Raw genomic sequence first — 16570 nt, forward strand, 5'->3', positions numbered from 1 at the left:
GCCCCACCGGGAGCTACCCCGAGAGTCCGCGTAGCGGTCGTTGTGGATTCTGAGAGGGGTTTGTGCATGTGGTGGATGTGGACGAGCCGGGGCGGGAGGTGGCCGTTCGGGCGGACGAGCAGGTGGTGATCGCCTCCGTCTTCAAGATCCTGCTGGTGCTGGAGTTCGCCCGGCAGGTCGTCGCCGGGCAGCTCGACCCGACGGAGCGGGTGCTCGTGCGCGCCGCGGACCGGCTCGGAGGCTGGGGCGTCGCCGGCTGTGCCGACGACGTCGAGGTGTCCCTTCGCGACCTCGCCTACTTCGCCATGTCCGTCAGCGACAACACGGCCGCTGACCTGCTGCTGCGCCGGGTCGGGCCGGACGTGCTGCCGATGCTCGCCGCCGAGCTGGAGCTGCCGCGTACCCGGATCGTCGGCGGCCCCCGCCAACTGGTCGAGGTGATGCTCGCGGACGTCGGTGCCCGTAGCGAGGCCGACTTCGCCCGGATCCTCCCGACCCTGAGCGCCGAACAGATCCGGTCGATGCGGGTCTTCGACCCGCGACACACCACCTCGAGCACGGCCCGGGAGATCACCCGGCTGCTCGGCCTGATCTGGCGCGACGAGGCCGGGCCGCCGGCCGCCTGCGCGATGGTCCGCGAGCTGATGAGCCGGCAGCTGTTCTGGACCCGGGTCGCCTCCGGCTTCCCGCCCGGCGTCCGGGTCGCCGGGAAGACCGGCACCCTGCCCGGCCTGCACCTCGAGGCCGGCGTCGCCGAGTACCCCGACGGGCGCCGGTACGCCATCGCGGTCTTCGCCCGCACCGAGCGGCTGAGCACCCGGCGCATCGACGTGGACCTGGCGATGGGCGAGGCGGCCCGGACCGCCGTCGAGGCGCTGCGGGCAACCTGAATCCGGGCGCCCACCCGTCGGCGGCAGCGCCCGTGAGCTGGTCTGATATGCCGTCGCGTATCGACAGTGCGGCTGGTCGATCTTGGACAGGGCGGGCCGGCCGGTGATGGCATGGTCGTACGTTCACCCGACCCCACGGGGAGGAATCACCATGCTCGAACACCGCTCCTACGACCGCCGTCGCCTCCTGCGCGACGCCGCGCTGGGCGCCGCCGCCGTGTCGGCCGGCGGAATCGTCACCGCCACCGCGGCCCACGCCACCCCGGCCCACGCCACTCCGGCCCACGCCACCCCGGCCCACGCCACTCCGGCGGCCACCGCCGCCCGCGGCCGGCGCTCCGCCGCGGTCAGCTTCCGCTGGTGGGGTACGTCCGGCTGGCGCATCGACATCGGCGACCGGACCGTGCTGGTCGACCCGTACCTCAGCCGCTTCGACACCGGGCTGTTCAAGGGTTCCTTCCGGCCGGACACCCCGCTGGAGGTGCGCACCGACGTCATCGACCCGCTCGTCGACCGGGCCGAGAACATCCTGGTCACCCACACCCACTGGGACCACTACAACGACGTGCCGTACATCGCCGCCCGTACCGGCGCCCGCGTCTTCGGCACGCTGACCGCCTACCACCTCGGGCTGGCGTACGGGCTGCCGTCGGGGCGGCTCGCCCCGGTCAAGGGCGGCGAGGTGCTGGACTTCGGCACCTACACGGTCGAGGTGGTCGGCTCCCTGCACAGTCGCAACGCGTCGTGGTCGGTGGCCTTCCCCGGCGTACGGCTCAGCCCGCCGCCGAAGCCGGAGACCGTCGCCGACCTGCCCGAGGGGGACACCCTGGCGTACCAGATCCGGATCGCCGGTGGCCCGGCGGTGTTCTTCATGGGCGCCAGCGACCTCAACGAGCGCAACCTCGCCGGGCTGGCCCCGGACGTGGCGATGGTGGCCTCGGCCGCGACCACCGCGACCGCCGACTACGTGCCCCGGCTGATGGCGGCGCTGGACTACCCGGAGGTCGTGGTGCCGGTGCACTGGGACAACTTCGAGACCCGGCTGACCAATCCGCCGGTGGTCGAGAAGACTGACCGGGAACGCCTGGACGACCTGATCGCCGCCGTGCGCCGGGTGTCGCCGCGCAGCCGGGTGCTGGTGCCCGAGTACCACACCGCCTACCGGTTCTGACCCGGGACGCGGCGAACTGCCCACAGTCGGGGAGGTGGCCCGCGACCGGGTTCGGTCGCGGGCCACGATGACGGCCGCTGAATGTCGTCGTCGCGCAGCGCCCCGGCTGAACGGGCATCCACCGATCGTCGGGTACCCCGGCGGCCCTGGCGCTCCGGTATTTTGAGCCGGAGCGTCCTCCAACCGTCCTCATCGGACCTTTGGCGGTTCTCGATGGCGCGCTGCTCAACCCCTTCAGGAATGGCCCGTGGGCGACCACGAGGACCGGTCAGGGTCGAGGACCCTCGCACGGTCGTCGGGAGGAGGAGACGACTGACGTGCTGCGGCTGGACCAGAAAGCAGCCAGCTCGATCGAGAGTGACAGCGGACCAACCGCAGGGCCGGACACCGCGGCCACGGCGAACCCGACGCAGGCACCCCGTGCCGAGACGCCGGCCGAGTTGGTCAACGCGATGCGCGCGCTCAAGGAGTGGACGGGCCTGACCTACCGGCAGTTGCAGCGCCGGGCAGCCGCTACGGGCGGCGTACTGCCGCACAGCACCATCGCCGCCGTGCTGGCCCGCACCACGCTGCCCCGGGAGGACCTGCTCGCCACGTTCGTCCGGGCGTGCGGCGGCGATGACGGCGCCGTCGAGGCCTGGCTGAACGTGCGTCGCCACCTTGCCGTCGCAGCCACTCAACCCCGGCCGGCCGACACCGGGGCGCCACCCCGACCGGCAGTGCCTGAGCCGGCCCCGCCCGCGACGGCCGAGAGTGCGCAGCCGCCCGATCCGGTCTCGGAGTCGGCCGCCGGTCCGGTGCCTCCGCCGGCTGCCGATCCGGTGCCTCCGCCGGTTGCCGATCCGGACCGGGGGCTGGCTGCCGCTCGGGACCGGGGGTCGGCTGCCGATCCGGACCGAGGGCTGGCTGCCGATCCGGACCGGGGGCTGGCTGCCGATCCGGACCGGGGGCTGGCTGCCGCTCGGGACCGGGGGTCGGCTTCGGGCCCGGGCAATGTGCCGGCCGCCGTAGCCGAGCCTGACGCCGAGCCCAAGGCCGAGCCCAAGGCCGAGCGAGACGACGAGACCAAGGCCGAGCGTGACGACGAGCCCAAGGCCGAGCGTGACGACGAGACCAAGGCCGAGCGTGACGACGAGACCAAGGCCGAGCGAGACGACGAGACCAAGGCCGAGGCCGGCCTCGGGCCAGCCGCCGAGCCCGGCCTGCCCGCCGCCCGTCCCGGGCTGGATGCGGACACCCCGGGACCGGACACCGCGCGGGTCGAGGGGGCGGCCGCGGCGTGTGGCGAGGGGCCGGAAACGGTACGTGCTGAGGGAGCGGACGCGGCGCTTGTCGAGGATGTCCGGGGGCCCGCGCTACGGTCCGCCACCGGCCACGACGCGAGCGCGCTGGCCTCCGCGACCGCCGAGCAGCGGCAGTGGCGGTGGAAGGGGATCCACCGCCACGACCCGGCAGACGAGGTCCCCCGACCCGAGGGGCTGCGGTGGCTGGTACCTCCGATCATGTACCGCACCGGCTGGGCGGCACGTGTCCTGTCGGGCGTGCTGGTGCTACTGATCCTGCTGATCGGCCTGGCGTTCATCGCCCGACTGATCCGTGACCGGGACGAACCAGCCGCTCCCGCCCCCACCCCGACGGGCGCGGTGATCGAAACCGAGGACGCCGACCCGAAGCCGCGGCCGTCGCAGTCGCCGCCCCCCAGCCGGACCAGACCGGCCCCGAGCAAGACTCCGGCGAAGGAACAACCGGCGGCCACCACGGACGCGCCGGCGGCCACCACGGACCCGCCCAGCAGCACAACGCCCAGACGGAGTCGCCACCCTGAGGGGGGCGGGAGCACGACCTACGAATGCGACCCGAACGGCTGTAACCCTTTCACCTGGACACCACCACCGCGGGAACACTCAACGCCCGCACCGACCAACACGAGCAACTGCCAGTACCCGTGCGTGGTGATCACCACCTACGGTCCGTAGTCGAGGCGCCGCGCGGGACCTGACGGCAGGCCGGTCGACCCTCGTCGTCAGCCCGCCGTCAGGTCCCGCAGGGCGCACACCGACTTCCAGTTACGGGTGGTGGCCACCACGCCGAGCTTCTTCTCCAGGTACGCGTTGGTGAACCGCGACCGGCCGTACCCGTCGTCGGGGTAGTGCAGGAAGACCTCCCGACCGGCCACCGCGTACTCCACGTTCTCCCCGCCGGGCACGGTCAGGGCCGCCACCTTCGCCTTGGCCGGCGCGGTGCCCAGGAACGCCACCAGCAGCCGGGTCTGGTCGTCCTGCCGATCGGTGTACGGGTTGCCGTCGGCCACCGCCGCCAGTTCGGCGCTGCTGCGTACCAGCACCGGCACGGTCAGCCCCAGCTCGTGGGCGAGGGCGCGCTCGATGCCCTCGGCGAGCTTCGCGGTGTCGGTCGCCCTGCTGCCGAAGACCACGTTGCCGCTCTGCAGGTAGGTCCGGACCTCCTCGTGACCGAGGTCGGTGACCAGCCGGCGCAGGTCGGCCATCGCGATCCGGACAGCGCCGACGTTGACGCCGCGCAGCAGGGCGGCGTACCGGTGCTCGACCATCTCTCCTCCTCGCCTCGGCGTACCTCACGGCCAGCGTAGGCGGCTGGCCGCCCCAGGGCGTGGGTCGGGCCGCCCCCGGTCGGGTGTCGCGGGAGTCGGGTCGCGGCCGGCGCCGGCCGGCCGCCGGTTCACCGCCGGCGGATGGCGCTGGAGTTCAGGCGGAACCCGATGGTCCGGTCGACGATCCGGTCGATCAGGTCGACCTTCTTCAGACCCGTCACGCCGCGCAGCCCCAGCCGCGCCGCCAACGCCCGGAGATCCCTGACCGCCCACGGGGCCAGGTACGCCGCGCCGTCGTCTCGGCTGGTCATCGCGGTGAGCGCCGTGCTGGCCGCGTCGAGTTCGACGGCGGGCGCGGCCGGGCGCGGTGCGGGTCCGGCGGCCGGCGCCGGCTGGGCCGTGGGCGCCTGAGGGGAGGCCGCGCCGGCCGGGACGACCGCCAGCCGGGCCCGCCCTTCGGCGAGGTCGGCGACGTCGGTCTCGGGCAGCTGCTGGAGGAACTCGGCGACCCGGGCCAGAACGGCGCGGGAGAACTTCGCGTCCGTCACGCCGCCGACCCCTCCGGCTGCAGGTGTGCGAGGAACTCGGTGGTGATCTGCCGCAGCTCGTCGCGTACCGCCGGCGCGGTGACCCGGTCCCGCAGCACCACCGGCACCCCGCGCGGGGTGTTCGCGGCGAACAGGGTCACGTTCTCCCGCAGCGCGGTCGGGAACACCGGCACGCCCAGCGCGCGGACCTGGTCCATGTAACCCTGGTGCGCGGCGATCGGCCGCTGCGCCATCAGGTGGATCATCGTGAACACCACGCCCGCGATGCCCGGGGCCACCTTGTGGTGCCGGCGGATCCTGGCGAACCGGCGGGAGTCCGCGTTGTACCGGTCGACCAGCTCCCGCACGTTGCCGTGCAGGTAGTCGATGCCCAGGGTGGACAGGTAGTCGGCCTTGGCCGGGATGAGCAGGTGGTCGCTGGCGATGATCGCCGACTGGGTGACCACGTTGAAGTTCGGCGGGCAGTCGATGAGCACCAGGTCGTACGGGTCCAGCGCCGCGTCGTGCAGGCCCTCGGCGAGCGAGCCGCGGACCCGGAACAGCTCGGCGTCGTACTCGTCGCCGTCGGCCACCCCGCGCGCCAGGGCCAGGTCGATGTCGACGAGTTGCAGGTGGGAGGCGATCAGGTCGAGCCGCCCCGCGCCCTTCAGGTGGGCGTTCGCCGGGCCCGGGGTGACCACCAGTTCGCCGAGGGGCACCGCCGGGTCGTCCCCGCGCAGACCGTCGTACCAGCGCTTGACGGTGCGCTCGTCACGCAGCCGGTCCCGCCAGTCGTCCGGGTCGTAGAAGCTGAAGGTCAGGCTGGCCTGCGGATCGAGGTCGATCAGCAGCACCTTCATGCCCCGGTTGGCCAGCTCGGCCCCGACGTTGGCGGTCACCGTGGTCTTGCCGACCCCGCCCTTGTAGTTGATCACCGATACGACGTACACCGGCACCTCCCCGACCGGGAACGGTAGCGGTAGCCGGGCCCGGCGGGTGGGCCGGGACCGCCGGCCGGTCAGCCGGGCCGGGGTACGCCGCGTCGCGCGCACAACGCCTGCGCCCCCGTCGGCGACGCCGCGCTTGAGCAGGACGTTCGAGACATGGTTCTGTACGGTCTTGACGCTGATGCCGAGCCGGGCCGCACCGGAACCGCCCATTCGGCCGTTCGGCGCGCAGCGGCACCCAGAAGTGACGCGAATGGCTGCCCGGCGGCACCGAGGGTGATGTTGCCGGGGGACCCCCGACCGGTAACGTCTGCCCGGGGGACCGGCGACGGCCCCCCGGCGAGCTTCGTGCGCGGGGGAGGTGAGCGGTGGCGCGTGGTGGCGTCTTCTGCATCGAGGGGCAGTGGCACCGCGACCTCAACGAGCGGGGCTCCGTCCTACCCACCCTCGAGCTGCTCGAACGGCTGGGCCGGATCCGCTTCATCCACAAGGACGCCGCCACCCGCGACGAGCTCTACTACTTCCTCGACCGCTGGCTGCTCAAGCAGTACGCCGACTACCGGGTTGGCTTCTTCGCCATGCACGGCGAACCCAGCCGGCTCTGCCTCACCGACTGGGACTCGGTGGAGCTGGCAGACGTCGCCGAGCGGATGGCCGGCCGCTGCGAGGGGCGCCGCCTCTACTTCGGCAGCTGCTCGGTGCTGCGGGCCTCCGACGCCGCGTTGCGGGACTTCCTCGACGTGACCGGGGCGGCGCTGGTCTGCGGCTTCACCCGGGACGTCGACTGGGTCGAGTCGGCCGCGTTCGAGACCGTGCTGCTCGACGTGCTGGCCAACGGGCAGCGGCACAACGCCGCCGAGCTGCGGATGGGCTCCGCGCACTGGGCGCCGCTGGCCTCGTATCTCGGTTTCCGGGTGATCTACGCCAACGGCCGCGCGTGGCGGCCCACCGTGCGTCCCCGGGTGCCGGCCCAGGCGTCCCCGCGCCGGGCTGCCGCCCGCCCCCGCTGACGCCCGGCGTCCTCCGCGTGCCAGGTGCGGGACATGGGGCGGCCGGTAGCCCGGGCTGCTGCCTGGCGTCGAGTCGGGGCTGGTAGAACCGACGCATGGCACGCACGATCGCGACCAACACCCGGGCCGACCGGGATGCCCTGCTCGAGTTCCTCCGCCCCCGGCACAGGGTCGTGCTGATGACGACCCGCGCCGACGGCCGGCCGCAGTCCTCCCCGGTCACCGGCGGGGTCGACGCCGAGGGTCGGCTGGTGATCTCCACCTATCCCGAGCGGGCCAAGGTGGCCAACATCCGCCGCGACCCCCGGGTCTCCGCCTGCGTGCTCTCGGACGAGTGGAACGGGCCCTGGGTGCAGGTTGACGGCACCGCCGAGGTGCTCGACCTGCCCGAGGCCCTCGAACCCCTGGTCGAATACTTCCGCGGCATCTCCGGCGAGCACCCGGACTGGGACGAGTACCGCCAGGCCATGGTGAAGCAGGGCAAGTCGCTGATCCGGATCACCATCGACGCCTGGGGGCCGATCGCCACCGGTGGCTTCCCCGCCCGGCTGGCCGACTGACCGACCGGGCCGTGCGGGCCGCTCAGTACGCCGCGGTGAAGCGCGCGTTGGCGAAGCGGGGGTTCTCGATCTCGTCGACGATCGCCACCGCCAGGTCCTCGTAGGTGAGCACCGACCGGCCCTGGTCATCGGCCACCGGGTGGTCGGTGCCGGTGCGGTAGTGGCCGGTCCGCTCGCCCGGGTGGAACTCCAGCGGCGGCGGGGAGACGTACGTCCAGGTCACCCCGTCGGCCGAGGAGCGGTAGACGGCCAGCGCCTCGGCCTGGCCCAACGCCGCGTCCCGGTACTCCTCCGGAAAGTCCGGCTCGTCCAGGTACGGGGTGCCCTTCGGGGTGAGCAGCGTCGCCCCGCCCCCGACGTGGATCACCCGCGGCGGGTCGGGCAGCTCGCACAGCGTGTCCACCAGCGCCCGGGCGGCGTCGCGCCACAGCTCCCGCTCGCCACCGCCGATCGCCACCACGAACACGTCGGCCTCCTCGGCCAACTCGCGTACGCTGCGCGGCGAGGTGGCGTCACCGGTCACCGTACGCACGCCGGGCGCCAGGTAGCTGGTCGCCTCCGGGCGACGTACCGCCGCGGTGACCCGGTGACCCCGCTCGACCGCCTCGGCGGCGATCCGCGAGCCTGCCGTCCCACCCGCACCGAACACGACGATGTTGGCCATGCCCCCAGGCTAGAAAGCGCACCGCCCGGCCGGTGCCGTAAACGGCGATCCGGGCCGGCCGGCAGGGCCGTCGACCGGGCCTTCCACGCCACCGCCGTGGCCGGTCAGTCGATCAACGCGGAGTAGACGAGCTGGCGCAGCTGCGAGCGCAGCGGGTAGGTGCTGGAGGGCATGAGCTGGGTGAACAGCAGCGCGGTGACCTCCTCGACCGGGTCCACCCAGAACGCGGTGCTGGCCAGCCCGCCCCAGTAGTACTCGCCGACGCTGCTCGGCACCCGGGACGGCACCGGGTCCAGGACCACCGCGAAGCCGAGGCCGAAGCCGATGCCGTCGAGCACCGTCTCGGCGAAGCCCTCCGGCTCGAACGAGGCCAGGTCGCTCCCGCCGGGCAGGTGGTTGCGGGTCATGAAGCGCACCGTCCGGGGCCCCAGCAGGCGTACCCCGTCCAGCTCGCCGCCGCGCAGCAGGAACTGGGTGAAGCGGTGGTAGTCGGCGGCCGTCGAGATCAGGCCGCCGCCGCCGGACAGCCAGCTCGGCTCGGTCAGCGCGGCCCGGCCGATGGCGTCGGCGCGGATCGTCTGCCCGGTGGTCGGGTGCGGGGTGTAGAGCGCGGCCAGCCGCTTGGCGTCCGGCTCGTCGACCCACCAGCGGGTGTCGGTCATGCCCAGCGGTCGCAGGATCCGCTCGGTGAAGAACTCGTCCAGTCGCCGCCCGGAGACCACCTCGACCAGCCGGCCCAGCACGTCGGTGGAGACGCCGTAGTTCCAGCTCGTGCCCGGCTGGAAGAGCAGCGGCAGCCGGGCCAGGCCGGCCGAGGCCGCCGCCAGGTCCAGGCCGGGCGGCACGCTCAGGTCGAAGCCCGCCTTCCGGTACAGGCCGTCCACCACCGTGCTCTGCGCGAAGCCGTACGTCAGGCCGGCGGTGTGGGTGAGCAGGTGCCAGACCCGGATCGGCTCGACCGCCGGCACCGTGTACGGCTTGAGCACCGACCCCTTGTCGTAGACCCGCACCTCGGCGAACTCCGGCAGCCAGCGGCTGATCGGGTCGTTCAGCTCGAGCCGCCCCTCCTCCCAGAGCATCATCGCGGCGACCGAGGTGATCGGCTTGGTCATCGAGTAGATGCGCCAGAGGGTGTCCGCCTCGACCGGTGTGCCGGCCTCCCGGTCCCGCAGGCCGTAGGTCGAGGAGTGGGCGATCTCGCCCCGGCGGGTCACCACGATCTGCCAGCCGGCGAGCCGGCCGTCGTCGACGTACCTGCCGAAGTGCTCGTCGATCCGCGCCAGTCGGGCGGGATCGAAGCCGATGCGGACCGGGTCTGTGCTCACTGCGACGCTCACGCCGCCGAACCTACCGGCCGGTACGCCGACCGGAAAGTGTCGGCGGGCTCCACTAATCTGACCCGATGGCGGAGCACACTGAAGACGTCACCTACCGTGACGAGGACTGGTACGCCGAGGAGCTCGGCGACCGGCACTTCGTCCGGTGCTCCTTCTTCCACGTCGACCTCACCGAGGCGGTCAGCCAGGGGGCGGTCTTCACCGAGTGCGTCTTCGGCAACGTCGCCTTCAACGCGTCCCGGCACACCGACTCGGCCTTCACCCGGTGCACCTTCAAGCGGTGCAACTTCTTCGAGGCCGAGTTCACCGGCTGCAAGCTGGTCGGCAGCAGCTTCGAGCAGTGCGACCTGCGCCCGCTGCGGGTCGATGGCGGCGACTGGTCCTTCGTCGCGCTTCCCGGCGCCGACCTGCGCGGCGTGCGCCTCACCGACGTACGCCTGCGCGAGGTCGACCTGAGCGGTGCGGACCTGACCGGCGCCACGGTCACCGGCGTCGACCTCTCCGGTGCCCAGCTGCACGCCGCCAAGCTGATCCGGGCCGATCTGCGCGGCAGCGACCTGACCGCGCTCGACCCGACCGCCGTCGAGCGGGCCGGGGCGGTCGTCGACGCCGAACAGGCGATCGTGCTGGCCCAGGCGCTGGGCTTTGAGATCCGCTGACCCGTCCGGCAAAGGTGCCGCAGGATGTCAGGGTTTTCGGTCAAGCTGGCCCGCATGACATGGTGGTCCGATCTGGTGGCATCCGAGCCCGAGTTCGCGGCGCGGGTACGCGCCCGTTTCACCGTCCGCAAGCACGGCACGATGGCGACCCTGCGGCGGGACGGCTCGCCGCGGATCAGCGGCACCGAGTTCGACTTCTGCGACGACGGCCAGCTCCGGCTGGGCAGCATGCCCGACGCGCTCAAGGCGCTCGACCTGCGGCGCGATCCCCGAGTAGCGCTGCACTGCCCGACCGAGGACACCCCGGAGGGCGATCCGGCGTCGTGGGGCGGCGACGCGAAGATCGCCGGCCGGGCGCACGAGGAACCACCGGGCGAGGACGGCTCGCACCGGTTCCGGATCGAGCTGACCGAGGTGGTGCTCACCCGGGTCGGCGACCCGCCCGACCATCTGCTGATCGAAAGCTGGCACCCGGACCGCGGCCTGCGGCGGCGCGAGCGGCGCTGACCCCGCCCAGAGTGCGCTGCCCGGCGGAGAGCACGACCCGGCCCCGACGGGGGTGGTGGACCTGACCGTGCTCGGCGTCCGGGACGGGATCCACCGGGGCGGCGACGACACCGTCGCCGGCTGAGCCTGGTCCCCTGTACGAGGGAGCCGGTCCACTCCCGATCGGGAGGGACCGTGCACGCCGCGACGGCAGGGTGGACGCATGACGCTCACCGTGCCGCCGCCGACCACCGCCGCCACCCGGCACCGTTCCGCCTGGCTGGCGTACGCCGCCGTGGCCTGGGCGATCGGCTACGGCGCGCTGCGTGCGGCCTGGGCGGTGGTCGGGCCCCCGTCGTTGGGGCCGCTCGGGACCGATCTGGTGGTGGTCACCGGCTGGTGGTCCGTGGCGCTCCAGGCCGCCGCGGCGCTGGCCGGCGTCCGGCTGGCCCGGGCCCACGCCTGGCGGCCGGCGTTGGCCGCGGCGTCCTGGGCGGTCTGCGCCGCCATCCTGCTCTCCTGCGCATTGCTTCTGCTGGACCTGGTCGGTTTCCTCATCCTCGACCTCAGCCCGGCGTTCACCCTGGCCGGGTTCCTCAGCCGCGCCGGTGCGCTCACCGGCGCCCTGCTGCTGCACGCGGCGGCGCTCGCGCACCTGCGCCGATTCCGGGGGACTGCGGCTGGTGCGGCCGGGTCCGCGGGTCCGGTGGGTCCGCGCCGCGCTGGGCCCGGGTGGCGGCGTGGGCGGCGGTCGCCGGTTGCCTGGTGCGGCTCGCCGCCCAGGTGGCGGTGGGTTTCGGGGACCTGCCGCTGGCGCAGGGCGCCTCGGTGGTGGCGTTCGAGGTGGGGTTCCTGCTCGCCGGGGTGCTGCTGCCGCTGGCGCTGGTCTACCGGTGGGGGACGGTGTGGCCGCGGTGGGTGCCGCTGCTCGCCGGCCGTACGGTGCCCCGCCTGCTGCCGCTGGCGCCGGCGGTCGTCTTCGCGGTGGGGCTGGTCGGCTACTTCGGCGTCGGCCTCGCCCAGCTCGCTGTCGAGACCGCGACCGGCGCCGTCGACCTGGGCGACGGCCGCTACCCGCTGGCCTTCTTCTGGTTCGCCGAGTCCGGCTACTGGGTCTGGGGCTGGGGGCTGGCCGTCGCCGCGGTCGGTTACCACCTGCGGACCCGTCGGACGTGCCGGCGTTGCGGTCGGTGACCCCGGGACAGTTTGTCCGTCGGGGGCACTGGGGGCCGTCGTACCTTACCGCTGTCCGATCCGACCATCCTCTGTGGAGGCTTGTCCGATGTGCAGCAGTGCGTCCGTCGTCCGTCCCGTCGCCCCGTCCGGCGCGGGTGACCCGTCCGGCGAGGTGCTGCGGGAGATCCCGCTGCCGCCGGACGTGACCGGCGAGGACGCCCAGTTCGCGGTGCGGGCGGTGGTGGTGCACGCGCCTCGGCGCTGGTCGGGTGGGATGATCTGCCGCAACGACGCGAGCCCGCACCCGTGCCGGCTGCACCGGTGGGGGCGGCGGGTGCTCACGCTGCGCGGGCTGCCGCCCGCCGAGATCGACGCGCTGATCGAGCGCGGCGACCCCACCGCCGACCCGCGCCCGCACCGCCCGGGCGCCTGACGCCCGGACGGTCGCCCGGCCAGGGGTCTACCGGCGATCGGGCATCCGGTGGCCCCTGCCAGCTCCGGCGAGCAGGGGCCACCGGATCAGCACACGGCGGGCTTCACCCAGGAGCACTCCAGCCCTTCCGGCGCCCGCGGCGACTCCGGCGCCGTCGGCACCGCCACCCGCGCCGTGGTCGTCCCCTTCTCGGTGTACGACGCCAGGGCGATGGCGATCTGATCCTCCAGCCCCTTGACCGACGAGGTCAGATAGTTGTTCAGCACGATGGAGAAGGCCAGCAGGTGACCGTCGGCGTCGGTGACGTAGCCGGAGAGGCTGGACGCCCCGGTCAGGCTGCCGGTCTTGGCGTGCACGTTGTTCGCCGCGGGCGTGCCACGCATCCGGCTGCGCAGCGTGCCGCCGACGAAACGCTCGGCGTTGCCGGCCACCGGCAGCGCCGTGAACCAGGTGTCGAACCAGGGCTCTGCGCGGGCCGCCACGAGCAGCGACACGAACTGGGCCGGCGGGACCATGTTGCGCCGGGAGAGGCCGGATCCGTCGCGCTGGCGCAGCGTCCCGGTGTCCACCCCGGAGTCGCCGACGTAGTTGCTGATCGCCGCGAGCCCGGCCGACCAGGTGCCGGAGCCGGACAGGACCCGGCCCAGTTCCTTGGTCAGCACCTCCGCGTGGCCGTTGTTGGAGAGCTTGAGGAACGGCACCATCAACTCGGCCAGCGGCATCGAGTCGTGCCGGGCGACCACCTTCGCGTCGGCCGGGGTGGCCTGGCCGAGCACGGTCCGGCCGAGCACGCGTACGCCGTGCCGCCGCAGCGCCGCCCGGAAGATGTCGGCGGCGTACCCGGTCGGCTCCCAGACCGTCATCCATTCACTGGTCGCGTCCTCGCCGACGGCGATCTGCCCGGTCACCACGATCGTGTTGCTGCCGTGCTCGCGTTCGAAGGAGATCGTGGTCTCACCGCTGGCCACCGTCTCGGCCCGGTTGTCGATGTGCAGCCAGCCGTTGGGCGGGGTCATGGTCACCGCCGGTGCCGCACCCGCCGTGGCGGCCGGGGCGGCGTGCACGATCACCGTGCCGGCGTCGTAGTCGGTGTCCGGGGCGACGGTCAGCGCGGAGACCTGCGCCGCGTAGTAGTAGGACTCGTCGTCCCAGGTCCAGTCCGGTCCCAGCCGGGTCCGGTCGTAGCGCGTGTCGTCGGCGACCAGGTTGCCGGTCACCACCCGTACGCCCTCGGCGGCGACCTGCGCGGCCAGCCGGTCGTAGTCCTCGGCCAGCACCGTCGGGTCGCCACCGCCGCGCAGGTAGAGGTTGCCGGAGAGCAGCCCGCCCCGGCGTACACCGTCACCGGCGACGTCCGTGGTGAAGCGGTGGCCCGGTCCGAGCAGTTCCATCGCCGCGGTCGAGGTGAGCAGTTTGGTGTTGGAGGCGGGGATCAGCCGCCGGTCGCCGTTGCGGTCGTAGCGGGTCTCCCCGGTGGTGGTGTCCACCACGACCACGCCCGCCTGCGCGCCGGCCAGCCGGGAGTCGGCGAGGATCGCGTCAATGGTGGCGTTCAGCCGGATCTGTGCGGGGGTGGGCGACTCGGCGACGGCGGTGGGGGCACCGGCGGTGGCCGCGGCCGCGACCAGGGCCAACACGGCGAGCACCCGCGAAAAGTGACGACGATGCATTCGTCGATGCTCGCATGGCGATTTCTTCCGGTGAAGACTCTCAGGAGAAAGTTATTGCCAGCGCCGGCCGGAACCCGTCTCAATACCCGCGCGACGGTCCGGAAAACACCGCCCAGGCCTCCCCGTCATCCGTTCGTGGCCGGACCCGGCGCCCCCGGTGTCGACTCATCCAGCTCTATTTGACGGATGCCCGTGCAGGGGGCACCGTAGGTCATGAGGGGGCTCGACCTGCCCCGATTTGTGCGGCAAAGACCGATTCATCATCCAGGGTCCGGACCCGGCCGCACGGGCCGCGTCGACCCGTCCGCTATCGGTGAAGCAGCCACGAGGAGTTCCGCGATGCTGACCATGACCGACAACGCCGTCCTGGTGATCCGCGACCTGACCGAGCAGCAGGACGTCGGCGAGGCAGGCGGGCTGCGCATCGCCGCCGACACCTCGGCCGGTTCGCTCTCCATCGAGCTGGTGCCGCAGCCGGTGCAGGGCGACCAGGTGGTCGACAACCAGGGCGCCCGGATCTTCCTCGACGCCGACGCCGCCCAGCTGCTGAACGACACCTCCGTCGACGCGGTCGTCGACGAGGAGGGCATCGTGCAGTTCGGCTTCACCTCGAAGGAGTGACCGCCGGTCCTCAACCCGCCCGCCGGGTCTCCCCGCCGCGCGGCCGGCCGGAGCGGCCCCGCTCCGGCGCGTCCTGACCGGTCCGCCACGGCCCGTGCCCCGGCTCCTCCGCCTCGCTCCGGCGCAGCGCGGCCAGCACGTGCGCCAGGTGGTGCGAGGTGCTCCAGGCGAGCCAGTTGGCCGGCGAGCCGGCACCCGCACCCCGCCGGGCCCGCCGCAGGATCTCGTGGTCGCCCCAGGAGAAGTCGGCCCCGGCGGCCGGCCAGTGCGGGGCCGACACCACGGTGCGGCACAGGTCGGCGAAACGTTCGTCGCCCCGGCCGCCCCGGCGCGACCAGCGGTAGATCCACCACGCGTCGTCCGTGGTGTAGCGCAGGGTCGGCAGCCGTTCGGTCGGCCCGTCCGAGCCCGGCACCGCGCAGTCGACGCCGTAGTCGCCGTATCCGGCGCCGAGGTCGGCCAGCCGCTGCCAGAGCTGCCAGTCGAAGCGGTCGAGGCGTACCGGCTCGTCGCTGGGCAGCCGAGCCAGCGTCGGCGGCAGCCCGCCGGCGGCCACCGTGACCGAACGCCACGCGTGCCGCCGGGCCCAGCCCGCGAGCCGCCGGATCCGGGACTCGGCCAGCCGAACGTCGGCCGGGCAGCACACGTCCCCCGCGTCGATCAGCAGATCGCACTGCTCGGGCACCAGCCGGGCCAGCCGCCAGACGCGCTCCACCGCACTGGTCGTCGCGTCCGGGCCGGCCCGGTCCTGTCCGGTCCGCAGCCGCACCACCGCCCGCCGGGCGTACGCCCGCGCCGCGACGCCGTGCGCGACCAACCGCCGGTTGCTCTCCGCGAGCCCGATCACCGGCACCAGCGGTACGCCCCAACGGGCCAGCTCACCCTCCGAAGTGTCCGGCAGGGCCGAGACGTCGACGGCGGGTACCAGCCCGGCCGGCAGCCGGCGGAGCAGGTCCACGATGTACGGATCGAGCGTCGGGAGGTCGAGGACCGGTGCGAGCAGCGGCGCGGCGTCGTCCTCGAGGTGAGCCAGCGCCTCCAGCTCACCCCGGCGGCCGTTCAGTACAGGGCGGTAGACCGGTTCTGCCGCCCGACCCTCGTGGGCGGGCACCATACTTCAATCTATCGGCTCTTCGCCGCCTTTGGACCTGATGTCGCAAACGACTCGGTGCGGCCCTGGCCCGGAGCGGCCCCGGCCGAGCGGAGCCGCTCCGGGCCGGGCCGGGCGAACGGCGGCGACATCACCGGCGATTCAGCTCCAGAGGCGGCGTTCACCCATCTCGGTGCCAGCGGCATTCGCGCCACCGGCCCCGGTCCTCGGTCGAGAGCTGTCCGGATCGTTCAACCGTCCTACCGGTCATCGCTGCGATGGCGGTCGCCGCCGCGGTCGTCGGCCCGCTCCCGCTCGGTCTCCACCACCGTGCCGTCGCCCCGGTCGACCTTTACCTCGTACCGGGTGGCTCCCTTCACCACCTTGACACTCCACACCGGATGACCGTGCTCCATCTCGGCCTCGATCTCCACGATCCGCCCGCCGCCGGTACCGGCGAGCGCGATCTCGCCGGCCCGCTTCCGGCTCACCGCGCCGTCGGTGGCCCCGGAGGTGGCCCCGGAGGCGGTGCCGCCGGGTGCGGTGCTGGACGCGGTCGCGCTGGATGCGGTCGCGTTGGACGTCGCGTCGTCGTCCGGCTTGGGATTGTCGTCGGTCGTCGGGCCGGTCGTCACGGCGGTGAGCGCGGTGCCGGCGGTCGAGTGGCCGGCCGAGGTGACGCCGAGCGCCACACCGGCCACCGCCAGCACCGCGGCCCCGCCGGCCGCCGCCAGGACCAGGGAAGTCCGTCGCATCATGT

Annotated in this window: 19 protein-coding genes; 10 read left to right on the top strand and 9 right to left on the bottom strand. The window is 73.4% G+C overall.

From position 1 onward, the window contains the following. Positions 1-62 precede the first annotated feature (62 nt). The 3 genes from ABZ570_RS06670 (at position 63) to ABZ570_RS06680 (ending at position 4037) form a co-directional block, all read left to right on the top strand. The gene (locus ABZ570_RS06670) at positions 63-890 is read left to right on the top strand and encodes a serine hydrolase (protein WP_358057860.1); all 828 of its coding nucleotides are present in this window, start codon (positions 63-65) and stop codon (positions 888-890) included. 151 nt (positions 891-1041) lie between these two features. Next, positions 1042-2061, top strand: a complete 1020-nt coding sequence (locus ABZ570_RS06675) for an MBL fold metallo-hydrolase (protein WP_358057863.1) — start codon at positions 1042-1044, stop codon at positions 2059-2061. A gap of 317 nt (positions 2062-2378) precedes the next feature. Next, positions 2379-4037, top strand: coding sequence for a hypothetical protein (locus tag ABZ570_RS06680; RefSeq protein ID WP_358057866.1), 1659 nt, complete (start codon positions 2379-2381; stop codon positions 4035-4037). 47 nt (positions 4038-4084) lie between these two features. On the opposite strand, the gene ABZ570_RS06685 is transcribed toward ABZ570_RS06680, so the two are convergent. The 3 genes from ABZ570_RS06685 to ABZ570_RS06695 form a co-directional block, all read right to left on the bottom strand. After that, positions 4085-4630 (bottom strand): DUF1697 domain-containing protein, encoded by a 546-nt coding sequence (locus ABZ570_RS06685; RefSeq protein ID WP_358057869.1) that lies wholly within the window; start codon positions 4628-4630, stop codon positions 4085-4087. A gap of 128 nt (positions 4631-4758) precedes the next feature. After that, positions 4759-5178, bottom strand: coding sequence for a hypothetical protein (locus ABZ570_RS06690; RefSeq protein WP_358057872.1), 420 nt, complete (start codon positions 5176-5178; stop codon positions 4759-4761). Next, positions 5175-6317: an AAA family ATPase gene (locus ABZ570_RS06695; RefSeq protein ID WP_358057875.1), complete on the bottom strand. Its 1143-nt coding sequence runs from the start codon at positions 6315-6317 to the stop codon at positions 5175-5177. Before ABZ570_RS06695 ends, ABZ570_RS06690 begins: the two co-directional genes overlap by 4 nt. Before the next feature lie 155 nt (positions 6318-6472). Here ABZ570_RS06695 and ABZ570_RS06700 point away from each other — a divergent pair, with 155 nt between their 5' ends. Continuing rightward, complete coding sequence (locus ABZ570_RS06700) at positions 6473-7114, top strand: hypothetical protein (RefSeq protein ID WP_358057878.1); 642 nt, start codon at positions 6473-6475, stop codon at positions 7112-7114. A gap of 95 nt (positions 7115-7209) precedes the next feature. Continuing rightward, the gene (locus ABZ570_RS06705; protein WP_358057881.1) at positions 7210-7674 is read left to right on the top strand and encodes a PPOX class F420-dependent oxidoreductase; all 465 of its coding nucleotides are present in this window, start codon (positions 7210-7212) and stop codon (positions 7672-7674) included. A gap of 22 nt (positions 7675-7696) precedes the next feature. On the opposite strand, the gene ABZ570_RS06710 is transcribed toward ABZ570_RS06705, so the two are convergent. Both ABZ570_RS06710 and ABZ570_RS06715 read right to left on the bottom strand, forming a co-directional pair. Beyond that, a complete protein-coding gene (locus ABZ570_RS06710) occupies positions 7697-8338 on the bottom strand; it encodes an NAD(P)H-binding protein (RefSeq protein WP_358057884.1) in 642 nt (213 codons plus the stop codon). Between the two features lie 104 nt (positions 8339-8442). Further along, positions 8443-9675, bottom strand: a complete 1233-nt coding sequence (locus ABZ570_RS06715; RefSeq protein ID WP_358057887.1) for a serine hydrolase domain-containing protein — start codon at positions 9673-9675, stop codon at positions 8443-8445. 65 nt (positions 9676-9740) lie between these two features. Here ABZ570_RS06715 and ABZ570_RS06720 point away from each other — a divergent pair, with 65 nt between their 5' ends. Beyond that, positions 9741-10334, top strand: a complete 594-nt coding sequence (locus ABZ570_RS06720) for a pentapeptide repeat-containing protein (RefSeq protein WP_358057890.1) — start codon at positions 9741-9743, stop codon at positions 10332-10334. Between the two features lie 24 nt (positions 10335-10358). Further along, positions 10359-10841, top strand: a complete 483-nt coding sequence (locus ABZ570_RS06725) for a pyridoxamine 5'-phosphate oxidase family protein (protein WP_358057893.1) — start codon at positions 10359-10361, stop codon at positions 10839-10841. A gap of 291 nt (positions 10842-11132) precedes the next feature. Here ABZ570_RS06725 and ABZ570_RS06730 read toward each other — a convergent pair whose 3' ends face one another. Continuing rightward, positions 11133-11330, bottom strand: coding sequence for a hypothetical protein (locus tag ABZ570_RS06730; RefSeq protein ID WP_358057896.1), 198 nt, complete (start codon positions 11328-11330; stop codon positions 11133-11135). A gap of 222 nt (positions 11331-11552) precedes the next feature. On the opposite strand from ABZ570_RS06730, the gene ABZ570_RS06735 reads away from it, so the two are divergent. Both ABZ570_RS06735 and ABZ570_RS06740 read left to right on the top strand, forming a co-directional pair. Beyond that, positions 11553-12014 carry a hypothetical protein gene (locus ABZ570_RS06735; protein WP_358057899.1) on the top strand — a complete coding sequence of 154 codons (462 nt, stop codon included), beginning with the start codon at positions 11553-11555 and terminating at the stop codon, positions 12012-12014. An 88-nt stretch (positions 12015-12102) separates the two neighbouring features. After that, positions 12103-12429 carry a hypothetical protein gene (locus tag ABZ570_RS06740; protein WP_358057902.1) on the top strand — a complete coding sequence of 109 codons (327 nt, stop codon included), beginning with the start codon at positions 12103-12105 and terminating at the stop codon, positions 12427-12429. 86 nt (positions 12430-12515) lie between these two features. On the opposite strand, the gene dacB is transcribed toward ABZ570_RS06740, so the two are convergent. Next, positions 12516-14075, bottom strand: a complete 1560-nt coding sequence (gene dacB / locus ABZ570_RS06745) for a D-alanyl-D-alanine carboxypeptidase/D-alanyl-D-alanine-endopeptidase (RefSeq protein ID WP_358057905.1) — start codon at positions 14073-14075, stop codon at positions 12516-12518. A 363-nt stretch (positions 14076-14438) separates the two neighbouring features. On the opposite strand from dacB, the gene ABZ570_RS06750 reads away from it, so the two are divergent. Next, complete coding sequence (locus ABZ570_RS06750; RefSeq protein WP_358057908.1) at positions 14439-14720, top strand: iron-sulfur cluster biosynthesis family protein; 282 nt, start codon at positions 14439-14441, stop codon at positions 14718-14720. A gap of 10 nt (positions 14721-14730) precedes the next feature. Here ABZ570_RS06750 and ABZ570_RS06755 read toward each other — a convergent pair whose 3' ends face one another. After that, the gene (locus ABZ570_RS06755; RefSeq protein ID WP_358057911.1) at positions 14731-15834 is read right to left on the bottom strand and encodes a beta family protein; all 1104 of its coding nucleotides are present in this window, start codon (positions 15832-15834) and stop codon (positions 14731-14733) included. Between the two features lie 236 nt (positions 15835-16070). Next, a complete protein-coding gene (locus ABZ570_RS06760; RefSeq protein ID WP_358057914.1) occupies positions 16071-16565 on the bottom strand; it encodes a PepSY domain-containing protein in 495 nt (164 codons plus the stop codon). Positions 16566-16570 lie beyond the last annotated feature (5 nt).

This window comes from Micromonospora sp. NPDC007271 (assembly GCF_040634005.1).
In the GTDB taxonomy this organism is placed as follows: domain Bacteria; phylum Actinomycetota; class Actinomycetes; order Mycobacteriales; family Micromonosporaceae; genus Micromonospora.

Excerpts from the sequence above, each read along its gene's own strand:
- ABZ570_RS06720 (WP_358057890.1), top strand. The coding sequence starts at position 9,741 with ATGGCGGAGCACACTGAAGACGTCACCTACCGTGACGAGGACTGGTAC.
- ABZ570_RS06725 (WP_358057893.1), top strand. The coding sequence starts at position 10,359 with ATGTCAGGGTTTTCGGTCAAGCTGGCCCGCATGACATGGTGGTCCGAT.
- ABZ570_RS06685 (WP_358057869.1), bottom strand. The coding sequence starts at position 4,630 with ATGGTCGAGCACCGGTACGCCGCCCTGCTGCGCGGCGTCAACGTCGGC.
- ABZ570_RS06755 (WP_358057911.1), bottom strand. The coding sequence starts at position 15,834 with ATGGTGCCCGCCCACGAGGGTCGGGCGGCAGAACCGGTCTACCGCCCT.
- ABZ570_RS06710 (WP_358057884.1), bottom strand. The coding sequence starts at position 8,338 with ATGGCCAACATCGTCGTGTTCGGTGCGGGTGGGACGGCAGGCTCGCGG.
- ABZ570_RS06730 (WP_358057896.1), bottom strand. The coding sequence starts at position 11,330 with ATGGCGGCGCAGACCGCCCAGGACGCCGCGGCCAACGCCGGCCGCCAG.
- ABZ570_RS06675 (WP_358057863.1), top strand. The coding sequence starts at position 1,042 with ATGCTCGAACACCGCTCCTACGACCGCCGTCGCCTCCTGCGCGACGCC.
- ABZ570_RS06760 (WP_358057914.1), bottom strand. The coding sequence starts at position 16,565 with ATGCGACGGACTTCCCTGGTCCTGGCGGCGGCCGGCGGGGCCGCGGTG.
- ABZ570_RS06695 (WP_358057875.1), bottom strand. The coding sequence starts at position 6,317 with ATGGGCGGTTCCGGTGCGGCCCGGCTCGGCATCAGCGTCAAGACCGTA.
- ABZ570_RS06750 (WP_358057908.1), top strand. The coding sequence starts at position 14,439 with ATGCTGACCATGACCGACAACGCCGTCCTGGTGATCCGCGACCTGACC.
- ABZ570_RS06705 (WP_358057881.1), top strand. The coding sequence starts at position 7,210 with ATGGCACGCACGATCGCGACCAACACCCGGGCCGACCGGGATGCCCTG.
- ABZ570_RS06740 (WP_358057902.1), top strand. The coding sequence starts at position 12,103 with ATGTGCAGCAGTGCGTCCGTCGTCCGTCCCGTCGCCCCGTCCGGCGCG.